This window comes from Sinorhizobium chiapasense (genome assembly GCF_045277575.1).
In the GTDB taxonomy this organism is placed as follows: Bacteria; Pseudomonadota; Alphaproteobacteria; order Rhizobiales; family Rhizobiaceae; genus Ensifer; species Ensifer chiapasense_A.
In genome coordinates, this window is sequence record NZ_CP144206.1 from 1,108,186 (window position 1) to 1,127,054 (window position 18,869).

At 61.3% G+C, this 18,869-nt stretch carries 16 protein-coding genes; 4 read left to right on the plus strand and 12 right to left on the minus strand.

The features are described 5' to 3' along the window. The first annotated feature begins 634 nt into the window (after positions 1-634). Entirely contained in the window at positions 635-1,933 is a 1,299-nt protein-coding gene (locus QM996_RS23835; protein WP_334198492.1) for a S41 family peptidase, read from the plus strand. Between the two features lie 384 nt (positions 1,934-2,317). Here QM996_RS23835 and QM996_RS23840 read toward each other — a convergent pair whose 3' ends face one another. Next, a complete protein-coding gene (locus tag QM996_RS23840) occupies positions 2,318-3,172 on the minus strand; it encodes a class I SAM-dependent methyltransferase (RefSeq protein ID WP_334198493.1) in 855 nt (284 codons plus the stop codon). Between the two features lie 206 nt (positions 3,173-3,378). On the opposite strand from QM996_RS23840, the gene QM996_RS23845 reads away from it, so the two are divergent. After that, positions 3,379-5,187 carry an ABC transporter ATP-binding protein/permease gene (locus QM996_RS23845; RefSeq protein WP_334198494.1) on the plus strand — a complete coding sequence of 603 codons (1,809 nt, stop codon included), beginning with the start codon at positions 3,379-3,381 and terminating at the stop codon, positions 5,185-5,187. A 134-nt stretch (positions 5,188-5,321) separates the two neighbouring features. On the opposite strand, the gene QM996_RS23850 is transcribed toward QM996_RS23845, so the two are convergent. Both QM996_RS23850 and QM996_RS23855 read right to left on the minus strand, forming a co-directional pair. After that, positions 5,322-6,149 carry a bifunctional allantoicase/(S)-ureidoglycine aminohydrolase gene (locus tag QM996_RS23850; RefSeq protein ID WP_334198495.1) on the minus strand — a complete coding sequence of 276 codons (828 nt, stop codon included), beginning with the start codon at positions 6,147-6,149 and terminating at the stop codon, positions 5,322-5,324. Between the two features lie 172 nt (positions 6,150-6,321). After that, positions 6,322-7,008, minus strand: coding sequence for a GntR family transcriptional regulator (locus tag QM996_RS23855; RefSeq protein ID WP_173518295.1), 687 nt, complete (start codon positions 7,006-7,008; stop codon positions 6,322-6,324). 304 nt (positions 7,009-7,312) lie between these two features. Between QM996_RS23855 and QM996_RS23860 the strand changes: the two genes are divergently transcribed. Further along, positions 7,313-8,047 (plus strand): aspartate/glutamate racemase family protein, encoded by a 735-nt coding sequence (locus QM996_RS23860; RefSeq protein WP_334198496.1) that lies wholly within the window; start codon positions 7,313-7,315, stop codon positions 8,045-8,047. A 307-nt stretch (positions 8,048-8,354) separates the two neighbouring features. Here QM996_RS23860 and QM996_RS23865 read toward each other — a convergent pair whose 3' ends face one another. The 4 genes from QM996_RS23865 to QM996_RS23880 are packed head-to-tail and all read right to left on the minus strand — an operon-like array spanning position 8,355 to position 12,086. Then, positions 8,355-9,128 carry an ABC transporter permease gene (locus QM996_RS23865; protein WP_334198497.1) on the minus strand — a complete coding sequence of 258 codons (774 nt, stop codon included), beginning with the start codon at positions 9,126-9,128 and terminating at the stop codon, positions 8,355-8,357. After that, entirely contained in the window at positions 9,112-9,942 is an 831-nt protein-coding gene (locus QM996_RS23870; protein ID WP_334198498.1) for an ABC transporter ATP-binding protein, read from the minus strand. Before QM996_RS23870 ends, QM996_RS23865 begins: the two co-directional genes overlap by 17 nt. A gap of 14 nt (positions 9,943-9,956) precedes the next feature. After that, positions 9,957-10,958 carry an ABC transporter substrate-binding protein gene (locus QM996_RS23875; RefSeq protein ID WP_334198499.1) on the minus strand — a complete coding sequence of 334 codons (1,002 nt, stop codon included), beginning with the start codon at positions 10,956-10,958 and terminating at the stop codon, positions 9,957-9,959. A 45-nt stretch (positions 10,959-11,003) separates the two neighbouring features. Next, the gene (locus QM996_RS23880; RefSeq protein WP_334198500.1) at positions 11,004-12,086 is read right to left on the minus strand and encodes a 4-oxalomesaconate tautomerase; all 1,083 of its coding nucleotides are present in this window, start codon (positions 12,084-12,086) and stop codon (positions 11,004-11,006) included. A 114-nt stretch (positions 12,087-12,200) separates the two neighbouring features. Here QM996_RS23880 and QM996_RS23885 point away from each other — a divergent pair, with 114 nt between their 5' ends. After that, complete coding sequence (locus tag QM996_RS23885) at positions 12,201-13,100, plus strand: LysR family transcriptional regulator (protein ID WP_334198501.1); 900 nt, start codon at positions 12,201-12,203, stop codon at positions 13,098-13,100. A gap of 209 nt (positions 13,101-13,309) precedes the next feature. On the opposite strand, the gene QM996_RS23890 is transcribed toward QM996_RS23885, so the two are convergent. The 5 genes from QM996_RS23890 to QM996_RS23910 form a co-directional block, all read right to left on the minus strand. Then, positions 13,310-13,960 carry a YceH family protein gene (locus tag QM996_RS23890; RefSeq protein ID WP_334198502.1) on the minus strand — a complete coding sequence of 217 codons (651 nt, stop codon included), beginning with the start codon at positions 13,958-13,960 and terminating at the stop codon, positions 13,310-13,312. 271 nt (positions 13,961-14,231) lie between these two features. Next, complete coding sequence (locus tag QM996_RS23895) at positions 14,232-15,212, minus strand: ABC transporter ATP-binding protein (protein WP_334198503.1); 981 nt, start codon at positions 15,210-15,212, stop codon at positions 14,232-14,234. Continuing rightward, complete coding sequence (locus QM996_RS23900; RefSeq protein WP_334198504.1) at positions 15,209-16,195, minus strand: ABC transporter ATP-binding protein; 987 nt, start codon at positions 16,193-16,195, stop codon at positions 15,209-15,211. The genes QM996_RS23895 and QM996_RS23900 overlap by 4 nt, the downstream gene beginning before the upstream one ends. Beyond that, on the minus strand, positions 16,192-17,676 hold the full coding sequence (locus QM996_RS23905; RefSeq protein ID WP_334198505.1) for an amidohydrolase family protein: 1,485 nt from the start codon (positions 17,674-17,676) through the stop codon (positions 16,192-16,194). The genes QM996_RS23900 and QM996_RS23905 overlap by 4 nt, the downstream gene beginning before the upstream one ends. Further along, entirely contained in the window at positions 17,673-18,866 is a 1,194-nt protein-coding gene (locus QM996_RS23910) for an amidohydrolase family protein (protein WP_334198506.1), read from the minus strand. Before QM996_RS23910 ends, QM996_RS23905 begins: the two co-directional genes overlap by 4 nt. Positions 18,867-18,869 lie beyond the last annotated feature (3 nt).

Sequence of the window (18,869 nt, forward strand, 5' to 3'; positions counted from 1 at the left end):
CGCCGTTTCCTGGGCGGGTGGCCCATCCTGTGCGGCTGATTTTCGGCGAAGGTGACGGGAATTCCTGGAATCAAGCATCGACGACAGCGGCATGCCACCCTCCCGCGTTCAAAGCTGTAATGAAACCCCTATATTCGAATGTTAACAAACACTAATGCGGAAAGACAAGTCGTAATCTTCCGTTGTCAATAAATCTTCATAATTCGCTAGGTTTTTACTTAAACCATAAAGCATATGACAACTTCGTTACACAAATTTCCTAATAAAGCTGTCGCCATTAACGGATTGGTTTGACTGGCTTTTATAGCTCTTACGAGCTAGTTTGGCCGCCTCCTCTTGATGACCCAAAGTGATCAGAAGCTCGATCTGTCGAGCGTTGGTTTGTACGCGCACTCGGGTATCAGCTAATCGCCATGCGCTAAACGATGGATAGTTTTGCAATTAATACTTGCATTCTGATGATCCTAGATCGTGGCGCTGTCTTGCCTGCCACCGGAAGTCCACCCCGAAAACCGCCCGGAAGGAGACAGCGCGGATGGTCGCTGTCAAGATCACGCGAATTTGCAAGCAGTCCGCCTCCCAAGTCGCCCGTGTTTTGCCGATAATCGAGCGACCGGAAACCGGAGGACGAGCTATGCGCCCTGGCTTCTCAGGCACGTTGCTGGCCTTTTCATTGCTCCTGTCGACACCGGCTGCTCCCGGTGCGGCCGACGTCACGCGTTCGGGCCAGCCCGTGTTTGATCGCGTCGTCGAACTGGTGGATAAGGACTTCTACAACACGACGGCGCTGGCCCGCTTCAACACCGCTGCCCGGGCACAAATCGATGGCAGGACGCACCCGATCTCGGCAGCGAGCCCGCCCAGCGACGTCGACGACGCGATCACATCGATCCTTTCCAGCCTTCGGGTCTCGCATACCGGACGCTACAAGCCCGATACGATCGACTATTTCGAACTCTCCGATATTTTCCGTTTCGCGATCAGAGACGATTTGCGCCGCCTCTTTCCGCCAGACGGTGAAGTTCGCTATCCCGGCATCGGCATGGTGACGGCCGTTGATGGTGGTCGGCGCTTCGTTGCCGATGTCTACGATGGATCGCCGGCCGAGAAGGCCGGCCTGCTCGTTGGTGACGAGATTCTGTCGGTTGACGGGCTACCCTACCGGGAAATCGGTTCGTTCACCGATAAGGTCGGCCGGAGCGTCGAAATCCGGCTTCGACGCCATCCCGATGCGGTGCCGACTTCGGTGAAAGTCCAGGTCGAGCGATTGCGGCCGCTGCCGATGTTCGAGCGGGCAATCGATGAAAGCCTTGCCTTGAGCGAACGCGAAGGTCACAAGGTCGGATATGTGCGGCTATGGACGCTCTCGACGCGCAGCGGCCTTGATATTATCGCGCAGGCCCTTGCGACCGGTCGCCTCAAGGATGCCGAGGGCGTTATCGTTGACCTGCGCGGACGCTGGGGTGGTGGCCCTGCCGATGCGGCCGAGCTTTTCGTCGGCGACACGCCGTCCTTCCGGCTGGTACCGCGCCGCGGAGATGCGACGCTTGCAAACTTCCGCTGGCAAAAGCCGGTGGTTGCGTTGATCGATAAAGGTACGCGCAGCGGCCTGGAACTCTTCGCCTATGCTCTGCGGCAGAACGCCATTCCGCTGGTTGGTGAACGGAGCGCGGGCGCTCTGCTCGCAGGCCGCGCCTATGTGCTGCCAGATGACAGCCTGCTCGAACTCGCGGTTTCGGACGCAGTGATCGATAACGATCTGCGGCTTGAGGGGATCGGCATCGAACCGGACCGGGCGGTGCCGTTTCCACTTGCCTATGCGGCTGGCAGGGATCCGCAAAGGGAAGTGGCGATAGGCGAAATGGTCCGAATGCTCGAAGCTGGAACGACAGGGCATGCAGCCCCATCGCAAGAGCCTGCCGCGACCCGATGAAACTTGCGCTCACGCGTAAAAAAGCCCCAAACGGTTGCGACGCCCGCGAAAATCTCTTGCCCCAGCCGAACAACCTCTTCGTCGGCGCCACGCGTTCGAGTTGTGGCTCGCCTTAGGTGACATGTCACAGGAGGTGGCCCCGAGACACTTTATGCAGCGGGGATATTGCTCGTAAATTGCGAGCAAATTGGAGATTTTATAAAGTCGTAATTGCGATTACAAAAATTGGAGCGCGTCGCAGTGCTCAATTGCGTCATCGCCGTTCCCAGTTTTGCAAGGAAAAACCGCGGCGAAGCGTTCGCGTCCTGTGCCCGGCATTTTGCTCTAATCTCGTGGCCGCGCGTTCCTCCACGCTGCCTGGAGGTTTCCCCTCAAGCTGTTGCCCTACTGCAGTTGGCGCGTACCGACCACGACGGTTGCGGTGGAGCGCAGTTCCACCTTGCCGGCCCGCATCGACTGCCGGGCGAGATCCAGGACTTCCGCCTTGATACGCTCCCGCGTCGCAATATCCGCCTGCCCCAACCCCGCGACCACGGGCGCCGCGATTTCGGTCATGAACGCCCAATAATCCTCGGGACTGTCGTGAACCATCGTGGTGGTGATCTCTTCCTCCCGAACGTCATGCAAGCCGGCGTCGGCAAAGACGGCGGTCATCATGCCTTCGGGTGCACAGCGGAACAGGCCCGGCGCTCCAACTGGCGGCTTCGGAAGTTCCACGTTGCGCGCGATGGTCGCCATGATCGTGGTTGCCCAGGTATTCTTTTCCGGCGAACTCCAGACGGCGGCGCAGACATGTGCGCCCGGTTTCGCGACCCGTCTCAACTGCTCAGCCGCTGCCGCGACATCAGGGAAGAACATGAACCCAAATCGGCAAAGGACGGCGTCGAATGCCGCATCCGGGAAAGGCAATGCGCCGGCGTCGCAGATCTTGGTTTCAAAATTCGTCAGTCCGCGGTTCCTCGCGTTCTCGCTCGCCACCTGAAGCATGCGCTCGGATAGATCCGTGACGGTGACACGACCGTTCGGGATCAATGCGGCGACCGTGAGCCCCGGCTCTCCTGTACCGGCAGCAACGTCGAGCACCTGATCGCCGTCCTCGATGGCCGCTTGTCGGATCATCGCCTGGCCAAAGGGGGCGAGCCAGCCGAGAACCAGAGCATCCCATTTCTTCCAGCCGGCGGAGAAGCGGTCCCAGGTTTCTCTCTGTTGGTCGCGGATTTGATCGAGATGCGCGGACATAGAGGTTCCTCCCTTGGCGCCGTTTTCCAGACCTCGTCTGGCGGAACTATGGACCCGGCGCGGAACGTTACAAATCACTTTTGCGCCGCGGGACGAGAGCCTTTGTGACCGTGGTTACATGTGCGCTGAGACAATCCGCTCTAGGGTGGGGAGGAAAGGCAGGCTATATTCTAATCGAGGAGACCGGGAAGGAGAGATTCGCACCGATGTCGAACCGGACGAACGGCAAGAGTAACGGCCGGATAGAACCCAGCGACGAACAACCCCTCGGTGATCAATTGCGGATGATGCATCGGGCCTTCATGGCCTCGCCGCTACGCAACAAGATCATCTGGCTGAGCATAAGCATCATCGTCGTCATTGTTGTAACAGCCTTCGGCCAGATCATTCTCAATCGATGGTACAAGCCGTTTTACGACACGCTCGAGCGACGAGACCTGCCGGCCTTCCTTCACCAACTCGTCGTCTTCGCCCAGATCGCCGGCGTGCTTCTCGTCCTCAACGTGGTGCAAACCTGGCTCGGGCAGGTCATCAAGCTGCGCTTGCGAGAAGGATTGACGGAAGATCTCATCAACGAATGGATGCGCCCCACGCGCGCATTTCGCCTGGCGAATGCCGGCGCGATCGGCATCAATCCAGATCAACGCATCCATGAGGACGCACGCCACCTGACCGATCTTTCCGCCGGGCTTTCGATCGGCCTTTTCCAGTCGGGCATTCTGCTCGTGAGCTTCATCGGCGTCCTGTGGTCCCTGTCCGACGGCTTCGTCTTCCATGTCGCGGACTACGCCTTTGCCGTTCCCGGCTATATGGTCTGGGCGGCCATTCTCTATGCGGGCACGGCCTCCTGGCTAAGCTGGCTCGTCGGCCGTCCGCTGGTGGGACTGAACGGCGAACACTATGCCCGCGAGGCGGCGCTGCGCTTCTCGCTGATGCGCGTCAACGAACATATCGAAGCCGTGTCGCTCTCATCGGGAGAAGCAAATGAAAAGAAACGCTTACAGCGCGATCTTGCTTCTGTACTCGAGATCAGTTACGGCCTGTTGCGTGCGGTCACGCGGCTGACATGGGTGACGGGTGGCTACGGCTGGATCACCGTCGTCGCACCGATCGTCATTGCCGCACCGGTCTATTTCTCCGGAGACTTGAGCTTCGGCGGGCTGATGATGGCAGTCGGCGCCTTCAACCAGGTGCATGCATCGCTGCGCTGGTTCGTCGACAACATCGGCGCGATCGCCGATTGGCGTGCTACGCTGCTGCGTGTTGCCGCCTTCCGTTCAGCATTGCTGATGACCGACGAACGGCACGAGGGCGACAAGCGTATCGACTTCAAGACGGCGGAAACGCCGCAGATGAGCTTCGACAATATCGAAATCGTCTCACCGACCGGCTGCATCAAGCTTCGGGAAAAGAGCGTCACCATCGACCCGGGCGAACGGGTGCTTGTCACCGGCGCTCCGGAAGTGGAAAAGGCCCCGTTCTTCCGGGCGATCGCCGGCCTTTGGCCCTGGGGTCACGGCCGCATAGCACTGCCGGTGGACGATGGTCTCGCCTTCGTTCCGAAGTCACCTTACTTCCCGCCAGGTACCCTTGGCGACGTTCTCGCCTATCCCAGCCCGGCCGATACCTATGGCAAGGGAGAACTTGCGGCGGTGCTCTCCAAGGTCGGGCTCGGTCGGCTTAGCGGCCGGCTTGACCAGGATGCACGAAAGCAGATGAACCTCAGCGAAGCGGAGCAGCGCCTCCTGGCCATCGCCCGGCTCAGCCTGCACAAACCGCGGTGGCTGATCATCGACGAAGCGCTCGATACGCTCGAGGACGACGCCTACCAGCGCGTTCTGAAATTCATGGACGAAGAGCTCAAAGGTGTCGCGATCGTCAACATCGGACGGATGGAGCGCGGCAGCGACTTCTTCAGCCGCGTGCTGCACCTGGACAAGGACCCGGCGGGCAATACGTTGCGCCGGCTGCAGCCAAGGAGCCTTCGGCCTGCTGATCCGCAGTTGGTGGATTGAAGCAAAAGAGCAGCGGGCACTGCCTGCCCTGGCCACTTGTCGGCCGATGCATCCGGAAGAGGCCGCAACGCATTGAAAAAGAGAAACCGCGCGTTCATCGGACGCGCGGTTTGCTTTGCCTTGCGTGAGCTTCCTTAGCGCGACCGCAACTTCATATGGCGGTTCACGTCCTTATAGAGCAGGTAGCGGAACTTGCCTGGGCCACCGGCATAGCAGGCCTGCGGGCAGAAGGCGCGCAGCCACATGTAGTCGCCGGCCTCGACTTCGACCCAATCCTGGTTGAGGCGGTAGACCGCCTTGCCCTCGAGTACATAGAGGCCGTGCTCCATGACATGGGTTTCCGCAAAGGGGATGATCGCACCGGGCTCGAAGGTGACGATGGTGATGTGCATATCGTGGCGCAGATCCGAGGGATCGACGAAGCGGGTCGTCGCCCACTTGCCGTCCGTGCCGGGCATCGGCGCCGGGGTGATCTCGGCCTCGTTGGTGAAAATGGCTTCCGGGACGGGCAAACCGTCGACGTGCTCATAGGCCTTGCGCACCCAGTGGAAGCGAACAGGCGCCTCGCTTGCGTTGCGAACAGTCCAATTGCTGGCCGGCGGAATGAAGGCGAAGCCGCCCGGCTGCATCTTGTGCACCTTGCCGTCGAACGTGACGGTCAGTTCGCCTTCGACGACGAAGATCGCGCCTTCGGCACCCTCGTCGAGCTCCGGCCGGTCGCTGCCGCCGCCCGGAGCGATTTCCATGATATATTGTGAAAATGTTTCAGCAAAACCGGAGAGCGGACGCGACAATATCCACAGTCGGGTCTTGTCCCAGAACGGCAGGTAGCTGGTGACGATGTCCATCATCACGCCCTTCGGGATCACGGCGTAGGCTTCGGTGAACACCGCGCGATCCGTCAGGAGTTGGGTTTGTGCCGGGTTGCCGCCATGCGGCGCATAGTAACTACGGTTGGTCATATCTTCCTTCAGTCTGCTGGCAGGCACCGCCTCTTCTTCAAATGCGGTGCAATTGGTCCTGCGCTGCTGCAGCTGTCCTGAAATCGTCTCCGATTTGAGGACGAAAACTGCAGCAAATCAAAGCGCTACAGCGACCTTTGCGCATCGGATGAGACACGCGGCGCTGTCGGCCTCAAAGCAATGCGGTGCGAAGATCCCGGGGCTGATCCTTTTCTTCGTCCAGATCCAGCTCCGCTTCGACGTGGTTCAGATGTTCAGCCATTTCCTTGATCGCGCTCGCGACATTGCGGGCCGCTATGTGCTCGACGACGGCCAGATGTTCGTCCGGCCCGCAATTGTGCAGATGGTTCGAGCGGTACATCGCGGTAATCAGAGATGTGCGCGAGACGAGGTCGCGCAAGATACCGAAGAGAAAGGCCGAGCCCGACAGCTCCGCGAGCAACAGGTGAAAGCCACCGGAAAGCCGAACGATATCAGAGAGATTGCCGGAGCGGCCGGCAATGCGCTCTTCTTCGATATGGCCTCGCAACCGCACGATATCCTTGGGGGTGGCGCGTTCGCACAAGCGTTCGACGACGCGCTGCTCGATCGCCCGTCGGGCGACGAAAACGTCGCGCGCCTCATCGACGGAGGGCTCGGAGACGAAGGCTCCGCGGTTCGGCATGATCGTCACGAGGCCATCGCGTTCCAGCGCGGTCAATGCCTGGCGAATGCGGGCCCTGCTGACGGAGAATATTTCGGCAAGTTGCTCTTCCTTCAACCGCGTGCCCGGCCGTAGCCGCCGTTCTGCAATCGCAAGCCAGATCTTCTCGCAAATGATCGCCGTCGGAGCACCGGCGGCTTCGTCCGCGTTGTACATGAAATCTCCCTTAGCCGTTCGCCTACTCTCGCCGTGCGGCGCTCAAAGTCAATTCCATCCGCTGCAGTTAGATATTGACTACAAAATTGTAGACAATATTGTGTACCGCAACTTGATGTGCAATGGCAACTGCTTAAACACGATCACGCGATCAGCCTGAAGCCGGTGCGTGGTGCCACTTGAGAGCCCCGATGGACTTTGAATTCACTGAACTGCCGCACCAGGACCGGGCCGTAATGCGCGCTCCCGACATCACGGCCCATGCGCTCCTTGCAATCGTCCATCGGAAAACGAGCTGATCCCAATGCGCCTCCTGCTCATCAACCCGAATTCCACCCGCTCCATGACGGAACAGGCGCGTCGCAGCGCCGAGCGCGTCGCAGCACCCGGGACCCGTTTGGAGTCCGTCAACCCGACGTCGAGCCCGGCCAGCATCGAGGGCCACGCCGACGAGGCGATGGCCGTCCCGGCGATGCTCGCCGAAATCCGCAAGGGCGAGGCGCGCGGAACCGACGCCTATGTGATCGCCTGCTTTGATGATCCCGGCCTTGGCGCCGCGCGCGAAATCGCCCGCGGTCCGGTGATCGGCATCTGTCAGGCGGCGGTGCAGGTGGCGATGAACATCGCCACCCGCTTTACGATCATCACCACCCTGCCCCGCTCTGTGCCGATCATCGAGGATTTGGCGGAGGCTTATGGTGCGGGCCATCGCTGCCGCAAGGTCCGTTCGGTGGACATGCCGGTACTGGCGCTGGAAGAGGATCTTGCCCATACCGAGGAGATGCTGGTGCAGGAGATCCTCAAGGCGCGGCAGGAGGATGGTGCGGAGGCGATCATACTCGGCTGCGCTGGCATGTCCGAACTCTGTGACCGCCTGAAGGCGCGCACCGGCATGCCTGTCATCGACGGCGTGACCGCTGCGGTAAAGCTCGCCGAAGCCCTTGTTGGCGGCGGCTATGCCACTTCGAAGGTGGGGGCCTACGACTACCCTCGCGCCAAAGAAGTGTCCACCTGCCGCCTGGTTGACGTCGCCGGCTAAGTCTCCGCATGTCACCGGGCACTCCCCTGCCCGATAGAGAGCCAGCGTAGATTTTCCGCTAAATATCCCCACTGCATGTCTTCTTAAATCGACCTCGATTTAAGGACGGAGACATGCAGCAATTCAAAGCGCTACATCGACCTTTGCGCGTCTGATTAGACGCGCGGCGCTGTAGGGGGTAGGCAAATTGAACGAGGCTTGGAAGCCGATGCGTCCCGCAGACTGCTGAGAACGCCTGCGTTCTCCCTTCTGGCAAAGAGGGAGAACGCTCATAAATATGCTGCTTCAGGGTTGCCGCTAAAGATCGTCACGCAGGCCGGTCGGAAGCGCTCGGTCGCCACTTGATGAGTCGCTTCTCGGCGACGTCCAGGATGCTGTCGATAATCAGGACAAAGATCGCGAGGATGAAGATGCCTGCGAAGACCCCGACCGCATCGAAATTGCCTTCCGCTTGAGCGATCAGATAGCCCAGGCCGGCAGACGAGCCAAGATACTCACCGATGATCGCCCCGACGACGGCAAAGCCGACCGACGTGCGCAGCGAGGAGAGGATCCAGCTTGCGGCTGCCGGGAAGTAGACGTGTCGAAGCAGATCCGATCGCTTGGCTCCCAGAATGCGGGCGTTGGACAGCACCACCGGGTTGACTTCACGGACGCCCTGCATGGCGTTGAAGAAGGTGACGAAGAACACCAGCGTCACGGCGAGCGCCACCTTGGACCAGAGGCCGAGGCCGAGCCAGAGCACAAAGATAGGCGCAAGCACGACCCGAGGGATCGCGTTCAAGCCCTTGATGAAAGGGTCCAGAATGCGCGCCGCCGAGCGGCTGAGGCCGAGCCAGACGCCTGCTGCCACCCCAAGTCCCGTTCCGACGAGATAGCCGAGCACGGTTTCGGTCAGGGTGATTGCCACGTGGTTATAGAAGCCGGCGTCTACAACCCAGGACACGACCTGGTTGAAGATGTCGGCCGGTGCCGGGAAAAAGAAGACGTCGATGACGCCGGTCGCGACACCGAGCTGCCAGCCGCCGACGATTGCCAGCAGCAGCACGACCTGAATGAGGCGTTCAGTCATGGCGTTCATAGCTTTTCTCCACTTCGCCGCGCAGCGATGACCAGATGTTGCGATAAAGATCCATGAAGCGTGGATCGAGCTTGATTTCGGCAACGTCGCGTGGACGTTCGAGATCGACGGGGAAGCTGTCGATCACGCGCGAGCGCGGTCCGGCGGCAAGCACCACCACTCGATCCCCGAGAGCGATTGCCTCCTCAAGATCGTGGGTAATCATCACCACGGCACGCCGTTCCTCCTGCCAGAGCCGCAACAGCTCGTTCTGCATCAGGTGACGCGTATGAATGTCGAGCGCCGAGAAGGGTTCATCCATGAGGATGACCTTGGGGGCCGTTATCAGCGCCTGCGCCATCTGCACACGCTTGCGCTGACCGCCCGACAGCTGATGCGGATAGCGGTGCTCGAAGCCCTTCAGACCGACCTTCGCCAACCACTTCATCGACTGCTCGCGCCGTTCGGCGGCGCCTGTGCCCTTGAACATGGGGCCAAGTTCCACGTTCTCGAGCGCAGTCTTCCAGGGAAGGAGTGCATCCTGCTGGAACAGATAGCCGATGTCGTTTTGGACACCTCGTACCGGTTGACCGTCAATGGCGACAGTACCGCTCGATGGTTTCAACAGCCCGGCAATCGCATTAAGAATCGTGCTCTTGCCGCAGCCAGTCGGTCCTACGATCGCGAGAAACTCGCCGTCGGCGACACTCAAGTTCACATCCTGCACGGCCACATAGGCGCCGAAGGACATGGTGACCGCGTCGATGGAAACCATCGCCTTTGCCTGATGCCGACTGTCCGTCGGGGGTGCGGTTTTCACTACAGCCAATGCCATGAACTCCTCCTGTCTCAGTTGGCGGCGACGTTCGGGGCCTTGCCGACGAACTCGTTCGTGTAGGTTTTCGCCAGGTCGATTTCAGCCGCCGCGACTTTTTCGTTGAAGCTCTTCAAGACGGCGAGCGGTGTCTTGATGTCTTCCTCGTTGATGCGCCCGTCCTTTGAAAAGATCGGCTTCGCGTTCTCGACCGCCTTGATGTAGGTGTCACGATCGCCGGAGATGAACTCCTTTGGGAGCTTGTCGACAATCTCTTCCGCTGAGTGGCTATTCATCCACTCGAGCGCTTTGATCGTCGCATTCGTGACCTTTTGGATGATCTGCGGATTTTCCTCGATATAGCTCTGCGTGGCATAGAGGACGGAGGTCGGATAAATCCCGCCATAGATTGCCCTGGCACCCTCGTCGCTGCGTCCGTCGATCAGGATCTTGCCGACGCCCTTGGCCTCGAGGAAGGTCGCTGCCGGGTCGTAGTTGACGAGGAGGTCAACCTTGCCCTGTTCAAGCGCCGCGACGGCGGCAGACCCGGAGCCAACGCCGATCAGCGAGACGTTGTTTGCGGACATGCCGTTGCGCTGCAGGTAATAGCGGACGAAGAAATCGGAAGACGAGCCTGGCGAGGTGATGCCGACTTTTGCCCCTTTGATCGTTTCCGGTTTTGCCGGGTCGAACGTGCTGTCCTTGCCGCCCGCCAGCACGAGCCCGGAATTACGGGCGAGTTGCACGAACGCCACGACAGCCTTCTTCTGCGACTGCATCTGGATCGTATGGTCGTAGAAGCCGACGGCGATATCCGTCGAGCCGGCAACAAGCGCCTGAAGCGTCTTCGAGCCGCCCGATGCGAAGTTTTCGACGGTCACCTCCAGGCCTTCCTTTTCATAGAGGCCGAGGCCCTGTGCAACCGGAAAGGGAAGATTGTTAAGATTATAGGAACCGACGCTGATGCGGACGGGATCCGCCAATGCCGAACCGGCAAAGGCGACGGTTGCCGCGAGGGCGAGCATGAGCTTGCGCATGATATTCTCCTCCTGTTGGTGGCGCCCTCCCGGCTGCCACGATCATTATGCCGCGCAACCGAGTTGCGTGACAGGTTTTGCAAAGACATGACCTTCGAACAGCCGCCGGGCGGTGCGAAGGATGCCGGCGACGACCTTGCCGTCCCTTTCATGAAGCTTGACGTCCAGGTGGCCGCTCGGGTGTTCAATCGAAAGCACCACCGGCGGTTTGCGTGTGCCTACGAGAAGGGAAGCAACCGTGCCTTCATGGATGCAGGCGGTGGCAATCCCCACAGCCCCGGTCGTCGCCAGCGAAGGGTGACATTGATGCGGCATGAAATAGCGCACGTTGACATCCGCTCCTGACTTTGGCCGGGAAATGAGCACCGGCTTCGGGGTCACCTGGTTCCGCACGTCGCCAAGGCCCATCCGTTCTCCGGCAGCGATGCGCAGCTTCTCCAACCGGTCAAGCAGTGTCCTGTCGGCGTTGAGTTCTGCCGCTGACTCGAAGCCGGTTGCACCGATCGAGTCTGCCTCGATCAAGATCATCGGCATCGCGCAATCGATGCATGTGACAGCCACACCGTCTATCGAATCGATCGGCTTGCCAGTGGGAAAGAGCTGTCCGGTACGCGCGCCGCCTGCGTCCATGAAGGTCAGCGCGATCGGCGCTGCGTTGCCCGGCACACCATCGATCGCCGCTTCGCCGAGATAGGAGACGTTGCCATTTGGCGTGGGAACGTCGGCTTCGATCATCTTGCCCGTGTTGACGTTGTGGATTCGCACGAGAGTCGTTTGGCCTCGGGCCGGAACGAGACCCGCCTCGATGGCGAAGGGGCCGACCGCAGCAAGCATGTTGCCGCAGTTCGGGGACGTGTCGACGATCTGTTGATCGACCCGCACCTGGGCAAAAAGATAGTCTACATCGGCGCCCGGAACAGTGGCGGGGCCGACGATGGCCACCTTGCTCGTGACGGGATTGCCGCCCCCAATGCCATCGATCTGCAGGGGATGACCTGAACCCATCACGGAAAGCAAGATCTTGTCGCGTTCGTGAGTATCGACGGGAAGATCGCTTGCCAGAAAGAAGGGACCTTTCGAGGTTCCGCCTCTCATCAGTACGCAAGGGATCGCCAACAGGTCGTTCATCGCTTGTGCTTCCATTGGAATTATGTCATCGCCGTATCAATCGGGCTGTTTGATCCAATTATCGGAACTAAGGGTTGATTTGTGAAATGCTAAGAATCGGGAAATTGATGCAAGATGAGCATTAATTGTGAGATCCTAGACCTTCGGGCGTTCTTGAGCGTCGTCGAGTTGGAGAGCTTTCATCGCGCTGCCGATGCGCTGCATCTGTCGCAACCCGCCCTGAGCCGCCGTATTCAAAAGCTTGAGCAGGCGATTGGAGCGCCTCTCCTGGAGCGAACGACGAGGCATGTGTCGTCGACGGCGCTCGGAACAGAACTCATTCCGCTTGTGCGGCGCATGTTGGAGGAGTTTGACGGTTCCTTGTTCGCCGTACGGGACGTTGGTGCCAATCGAGGCGGATTGGTAACGATCGCATGCCTTCCCACCGCAGCATTCTACTTCTTGCCGACCGTCATCCGACAGTTCAACGAGGAGTATCCCAACATTCGCTTTCGGATCCTCGACCTGCCGGCGACCGACGGCCTCCAAGCCGTGGCACGCGGCGAGGTGGAGTTCGGGATAAATATCATGGGCACATCAGATCCGGACTTGATTTTCGACCGGCTTGTCGAAGACCCATTCGTGCTTGCAGCGCGCAGGGATCACCCCCTCGCCGCCAAGCCCGTGGTCGGCTGGGCAGAGCTTGAGCCCTACCATCTGATTACAGTTCATCGATCGAGCGGCAACCGAACCTTGCTTGATGCAGCCCTGGCAAAATCGAACATCAAACTACGTTGGTTCTACGAGGTGACCCATCTGTCCACCTCCCTCGGCTTGGTGGAGGCCGGCCTCGGAATTTCGGTCCTACCGCGCATGGCGACCCCGCAGGACGACCATCCGTTCCTGATCACGCGCCCGATTGGCGATCCCGAGATATCGCGCACGATCGGCGTGGTCCGCCGCCGCGGCGGCACCTTGTCGCCTGCAGCGGAGAGATTTCTTGAGATGCTGATGGGCGCATGGGGAAATGACTGAGAGGCCCCAGGAAACTGGAAGCCTCATGCGATCATGGGCCGCCCCCTCCGCGCACCAGGGATTTGCGGTGTGCCAAGACCGAGCGGCTCTCGCCGTCAGTTGGGAGCTCACTCTGTTGAAGGTTCCTTCCCCTCAGCGGCGTCGTCTTGAACGGGCTATGTTGGCCGACGAAGCTCAGGCTACCCTCTCCAAAAGAGACCTCAGGCTTTTCAGCGCATCAAGGCGTCAAGCTGCTCCTGCAGCGTCGCCACCTTTTGCTCAAGCGCTTCCAGCCGCTCCTCAAGGGCAGACAGCGCCGAACCGCTCGACGCCAATGACACTGCCACCCTCTCGTAAGTCGCCTGCTCGACTTCCCCGCAAAGCAGATGCGCGAAGCGGTCCTCGCGTTGACCGGCGCCCCGGTTCAGTTGAACGATGAGGGGCGGCCGGCGGCCCATCATCAGATCGAGATTATCCTTCAGGTCCTCGATCGATGAGAACCGCGCCATGCGCTCGCTGCGCGCCCAAAGTTCGTAAGCCGTCTGCGGACCGCGAAGAAGCAACAGGCCCAGTGCGACGATCTGCGGCGATGTCAGCGAGAAACGGTTGGCCACCAGGTGCTCGTAGCGCTCGACCCTCGACGCGAACGCCTGCCGGACCAGTCCCTTCTGCACCAATGATGCGAGCGCACGGTGGACATCCACCTGTTCGAGCGCCATGACGGGATCGCGTGCGGTCTTCTGGTTGGCCGCCGCATGTGCCGAATTGAGCGTCAGCGGATAGACGTCGGGCGTCGTTTCCTTCTTCTCGATCAGGCATCCGAGAACGCGGGCTTCAACGGCATTGAGGACGGGGAAATCAGTGTCGGAGGTCGTGTTCATAGGCCAACTCTTCAAATCAACGCATCGATCCCAGCCGCACCCGCCAAGCGTAGCGCGGCCCAGCTTTCGGCCCCTACCCTAACGTGAGTGTCGAGGCCCGGAAATGGTCATCGGTCTATTTCGTTGAATTCCGGTTAGCAGTCTTGCATGCGGCTGACGACAGCAATGCGAAACACGCCCGTGCCGCAAAGGCTCACTCGAATTGCGGCCAAAAAAGAGGCTCCGCGACTGGCACGACACGGAGCCCAAGGCTTCAGGGAAGAAAGTTGCCTCAAGCGGCGTGGATGGCTTTCACCGTCTCTTCGATGCGGTGGCAGGCGGCACGCGAGCCATCGGCGAAATTGCGCATTTCCGGACGCTCGCTCTTGCAGCGCTGGTCCGCGAAGGGGCAACGCGGATGGAACGTGCAGCCTGTCGGCGGATTAAGCGGGCTCGGCACCTCACTGGCGGCGATACTGCGCCCGCGCTTCGGGTCCGTGATATCCGGGATCGTCTCCAGGAGCAACTGCGTATAGGGGTGTCGCGGATTGGCGAAGAGCGTCTCTGTGTCCGCCTCCTCGACGATGCGGCCGAGATACATCACCGCGATGCGGTCGGACATGTGGCGCACCACGCTCATGTCGTGGCTGATGAAAAGATAGGTCAGCCCCATCTCGTCCTGTAGCTTGCGCATGAGGTTCAGGATCTGGGCCTGGACCGAGACGTCGAGCGCCGAGGTCGGCTCATCGCAGACGAGGAATTCCGGCTCACCGGCGAGGGCGCGCGCGATCGAGATGCGCTGGCGCTGTCCGCCGGAGAATTCGTGCGGGAACTTGGCGCCATCCGAGGGGGCGAGGCCGACGATCGTCAGCAGCTCGCCGACCCGCTCCATGATCTCGTCTTCCGAGTTGCGCAGCTTCAACTCGCGAAGCGGCTCGGCAATGATGTTGCGCACCCGCCAGCGCGGATTGAGGCTGGCATAGGGATCCTGGAAGATCATCTGCGCGGAGAGTGGCTGCCCGCTCTTGCCGGGCGCAAACCGCACTTCGCCTTCGCTCGCCCTGTACAGACCGGTGACCAGCCTTGCCACCGTCGACTTGCCGCAGCCGGATTCGCCAACGAGGCTCAGGCATCCCCCCATCGGCACGGTGAAGCTGATATCGTCCACAGCGCGCACGAATTGCCGCGGCTTGCGTTCGATCACGCGGTTGAGCCAGGGCGCGGACACATCGAAGTTGCAGGTCAGGTCCTTGACCGTCAGGGCATCACTCATAGAACTCCTCCTGCATTGAGCCAGCATGCGCTGACGCCTGAGCCGACCGGTGCCGGTTCGGGGCGATCTTTCCGGCAGCGCGGACCCGCCTCGGGGCAGCGCGGGTTGAAGGCGCAGCCGGTCGGGATTGCGTTCAGCCGCGGCATCGAGCCGTCGATCTGGTTCAGCCGCTCGACGCGACGGCCGAGTGCCGGGATCGAGCCCATTAGACCACGGGTATAGGGATGACGGGCGTTCTTCAGCACGTCGCCCACCGGACCGATCTCGACCAGCCGCCCGGCATACATGACCGCGACCCGATCGGCCGTCTCGGCGATGACGCCCATATCGTGGGTGACCAGCATGACTGCGGTGCCATGATCGTCGCAAAGCCGACGTAGCAACGAAGTGATCTGCGCCTGGATCGATACGTCGAGCGCCGTTGTCGGCTCATCGGCGATGATCAGTTTCGGCTCGGCGGCGAGCGCGAGCGCAATGACTACGCGCTGGCGCATGCCGCCCGAAAACTGGTGAGGATAGTGGTCATAGCGCGCCTCGGGCGCCGGAATGCCGACTTCCTTCAGAAGCTGAATGGCGCGCGCCTTGGCATCGGCCTTGGAGAGCTTCAGGTGAAGGCGGATCGTCTCGACCAGTTGGGCACCGATCGTGAACAGCGGGTTGAGCGAAGTCAGCGGATCCTGGAAAATCGCGCCGATCTGCCGGCCACGCACCTGTTGCATCTGCTTGTCGTCGAGCTGGTCGATCCGACGGCCAGCGAGCCAGACCTCGCCCCCGGAAATCCGGCCGGGGGGCTCCAGTAGCCCCTGGACCGCCAGCCCGGTCATCGACTTGCCGGCGCCGGACTCGCCGACGACACCGAGGATTTCACCCGGGCGGATGCTGAGCGACACGTCGGAAAGCGCCGAAACGGTACCATGGCGCCCGGGGAATTCGACGCAGAGGCCGCGAACGTCAAGCACGACCGATGATGCATTTTCCGTCATCGCTGCTCCTCCAGGGGGTAGCTCGGCGGGAAGATCTCGCTGACCGGCGGGTGACCCCAGCTTCTTTCGGGGTATTTTGCGATTAGGCCGTCGAATTGCACCTGCGCCTTCGCGCGCGCTTCGTTCATGTCGAAACCTGCGACTTCACCATCCCGCATCGACAGGCGGCCGTCGACGAAGACCGCCTTGGTGACGCGTCCGGAACCGCCGACCACCAGCGTGGTGATCGGATCGACCGCCGGCGCCATGTGGTGGTCCATGAGGTCGAAGACGGCGATGTCGGCACGGGCACCCGCCTCCAGGCGCCCGAGATCCGAGCGGCCGAGCGCCTTGGCGCCGCCAAGGGTCGCGGCATCGAAGAGATCGGCGCAGCGCACCGCGGTCGCGTCGTTTTCGACGACGCGACAGGTGATGAGGCCGACCAGCAGATTCATCAGCATGTCCGGCGGCGTCGTGTCGGTACCCATGGCGATGTTGATGCCGCGGGCCTTGACCGAGCGGAAGGAATTCAGCGTGCTGCCACCGCGGGCTGAAACCAGCGGACAATGGACGATGCTGACGCCGTTTTCGGCATAAAGACGCAGATCGTTGTCCGTTGCCTGGGTCGCATGCGGCGCAATCAGCCGATCACTCAGGAAGCCGAAGCTTGCCAGCCATTCCGGCGCGGTCTTGCCGTGCAGGCGGCGAACGGTATCGACCTCCATGGTGCCCTGCGCCGCGTGCAGGCGGATCGGGCAGTCCAGGTCGCGAGCCGCGTCGGCGGTGCGGAGCAGGAGTTTTTCGGTGCAGGTTTCCACCCGGTCCGGAGCCAGCAGGCCCTTGACGAGGCCACCGTGACGGCCTTCGTGCTCGCGAATGAAGCCGATGGCATCGTCGAGGCCTTTCAGGCCTCTTTCTTCGTTGAAGATCGCTTCGAGCTGCCCTGGGGCCGTGACCATCATGCCGCCGGCGCGGTAGGCGGGGCTCAGATAGACGCGCAGGCCGAGATCGCCGGCAGCATCCGAAGCAGCGGCGAACTCCGCAACGGTCTCGCCCCACTCGCGATAGAAGAGCGAGGCAATCGGTGCTGCCGTGGTGATGCCGTTCAACAGGAGCTGCGCAAAGGCGAAGCGTTTCTGGAAGGCGAGCTCCTCAGGCGTGTACATCTCATAGGGCCCGCGCTCGATATAGGAACGCGGCCAGACACGCCCCTTGGCCCAGCCCGGCTGGTGATCGATCGAAAGAACGGTCGTGTCGAGATCGGAAAGCGCGTCGAGGTCGATCAGGCCGGGGCTGATCATGGCTGCGCCGAGATCGATCCGCCGGGCGACCTCGCCTTCAAAACGTGGTCCGACATAGAGCAGCGTACAGCCTTCGATGACGACCTCGCCGTTCGGGATCAGCCGGTGTGAGCCGTCGCGGTGGCCGAGCACCCATTGCGCCGTCAGAAGCGTGCGACCGTCGGGACGACGGCCGAGTGTCAAATCCTTGATGCTGTTCATGGGATGGCTACCTCCGCAATGCCATTACGGGCGATGACGCGACCACGCTTGACGACTAGCGGCCGCGGGGCCACGTCGACAACGGCATGCGCCAGCGTCTCGCCGGTGAGCAGGGTGAAGTCGGCGTCACAGCCGACGTCCAGGCCGTAGCCCTTGATGTCCATGACCTCGGCGCCGCCCTTGGAGCAGACATGCAGCGCATGTTCGAGATCGACATCACGGCGGAGCCCGTTCTTCATGCCGAGAACGCGAGCGCGGTCCATCATGTCGGGCTGGCCCCATGGACCCCAGGTATCGCGGATGCCGTCGCAGCCGGCTGCCACCTTCACGCCGGCGTCCTTCAGCCGAAGGATCGAAGGCACGGTCGAAGACGGCGAGCCTGTAGTGATGATGCGGACGTCAAGTTCGGCGATCTGATCGATCAGACCCGCCACGCGCAGGTAATCCGGCGCGCCGAGCGCAAAGGCATGGCTGATTGCGACCTTGCCCTGCATGCCGAGCGCACGGATTCGCTCGAACATCAGCTCCATACTGAAGGCACCAAGCTCGCCTTGTTCATGCAGGTGAATGTCGATCGGCTTTGCATGCTTGTCAGCGAGACCGAAGATCGCGTCGAGATGACCCTTCGGGTCACGGTCGATGCCACAGGGGTCAATGCCACCAAGGACTTCCGCGCCGTTGCTCAGAGCCTGGTCGAGGAGCTCGACCGTGCCCGGGCGGGTGACGAGCCCCGACTGCGGGAAAGCGACGATCTCGATATCGATGATGCCTTCGAGCGTATTGCGGGTCGCAACGATGCCTTCCATCAGGCGCAGGCCGTGGGTGGTGTCGATGTCAACATGGCTACGGATGTGGCTTGCACCATTGGCCGCGAGCATGATCGCCTGGCGCATGGACTGACGGTGCGGGTCGATACCGATTTCCAGCCGCTTCTCGCGCTCGAAGTCGATGCGTTCGCGCAGCGTCGCAGACTTGGCGTTCACATGCCAGGGCATGCCCCAGACCGATTTGTCGAGATGCGTGTGCGCCTCGACGAGGCCGGAGATCATGATATGGCCGTTGCCGTCTTCGGTCGCGGCGCCTTCGGCAGAAAGCCCCTTGCCGATGGCCGCGATCTTGCCGTCGCGCACGAGAATATCGGTCGCTTCGCCGGCATTGGGCCTGACGTTACGGATCAGGAGACTGGACATCAT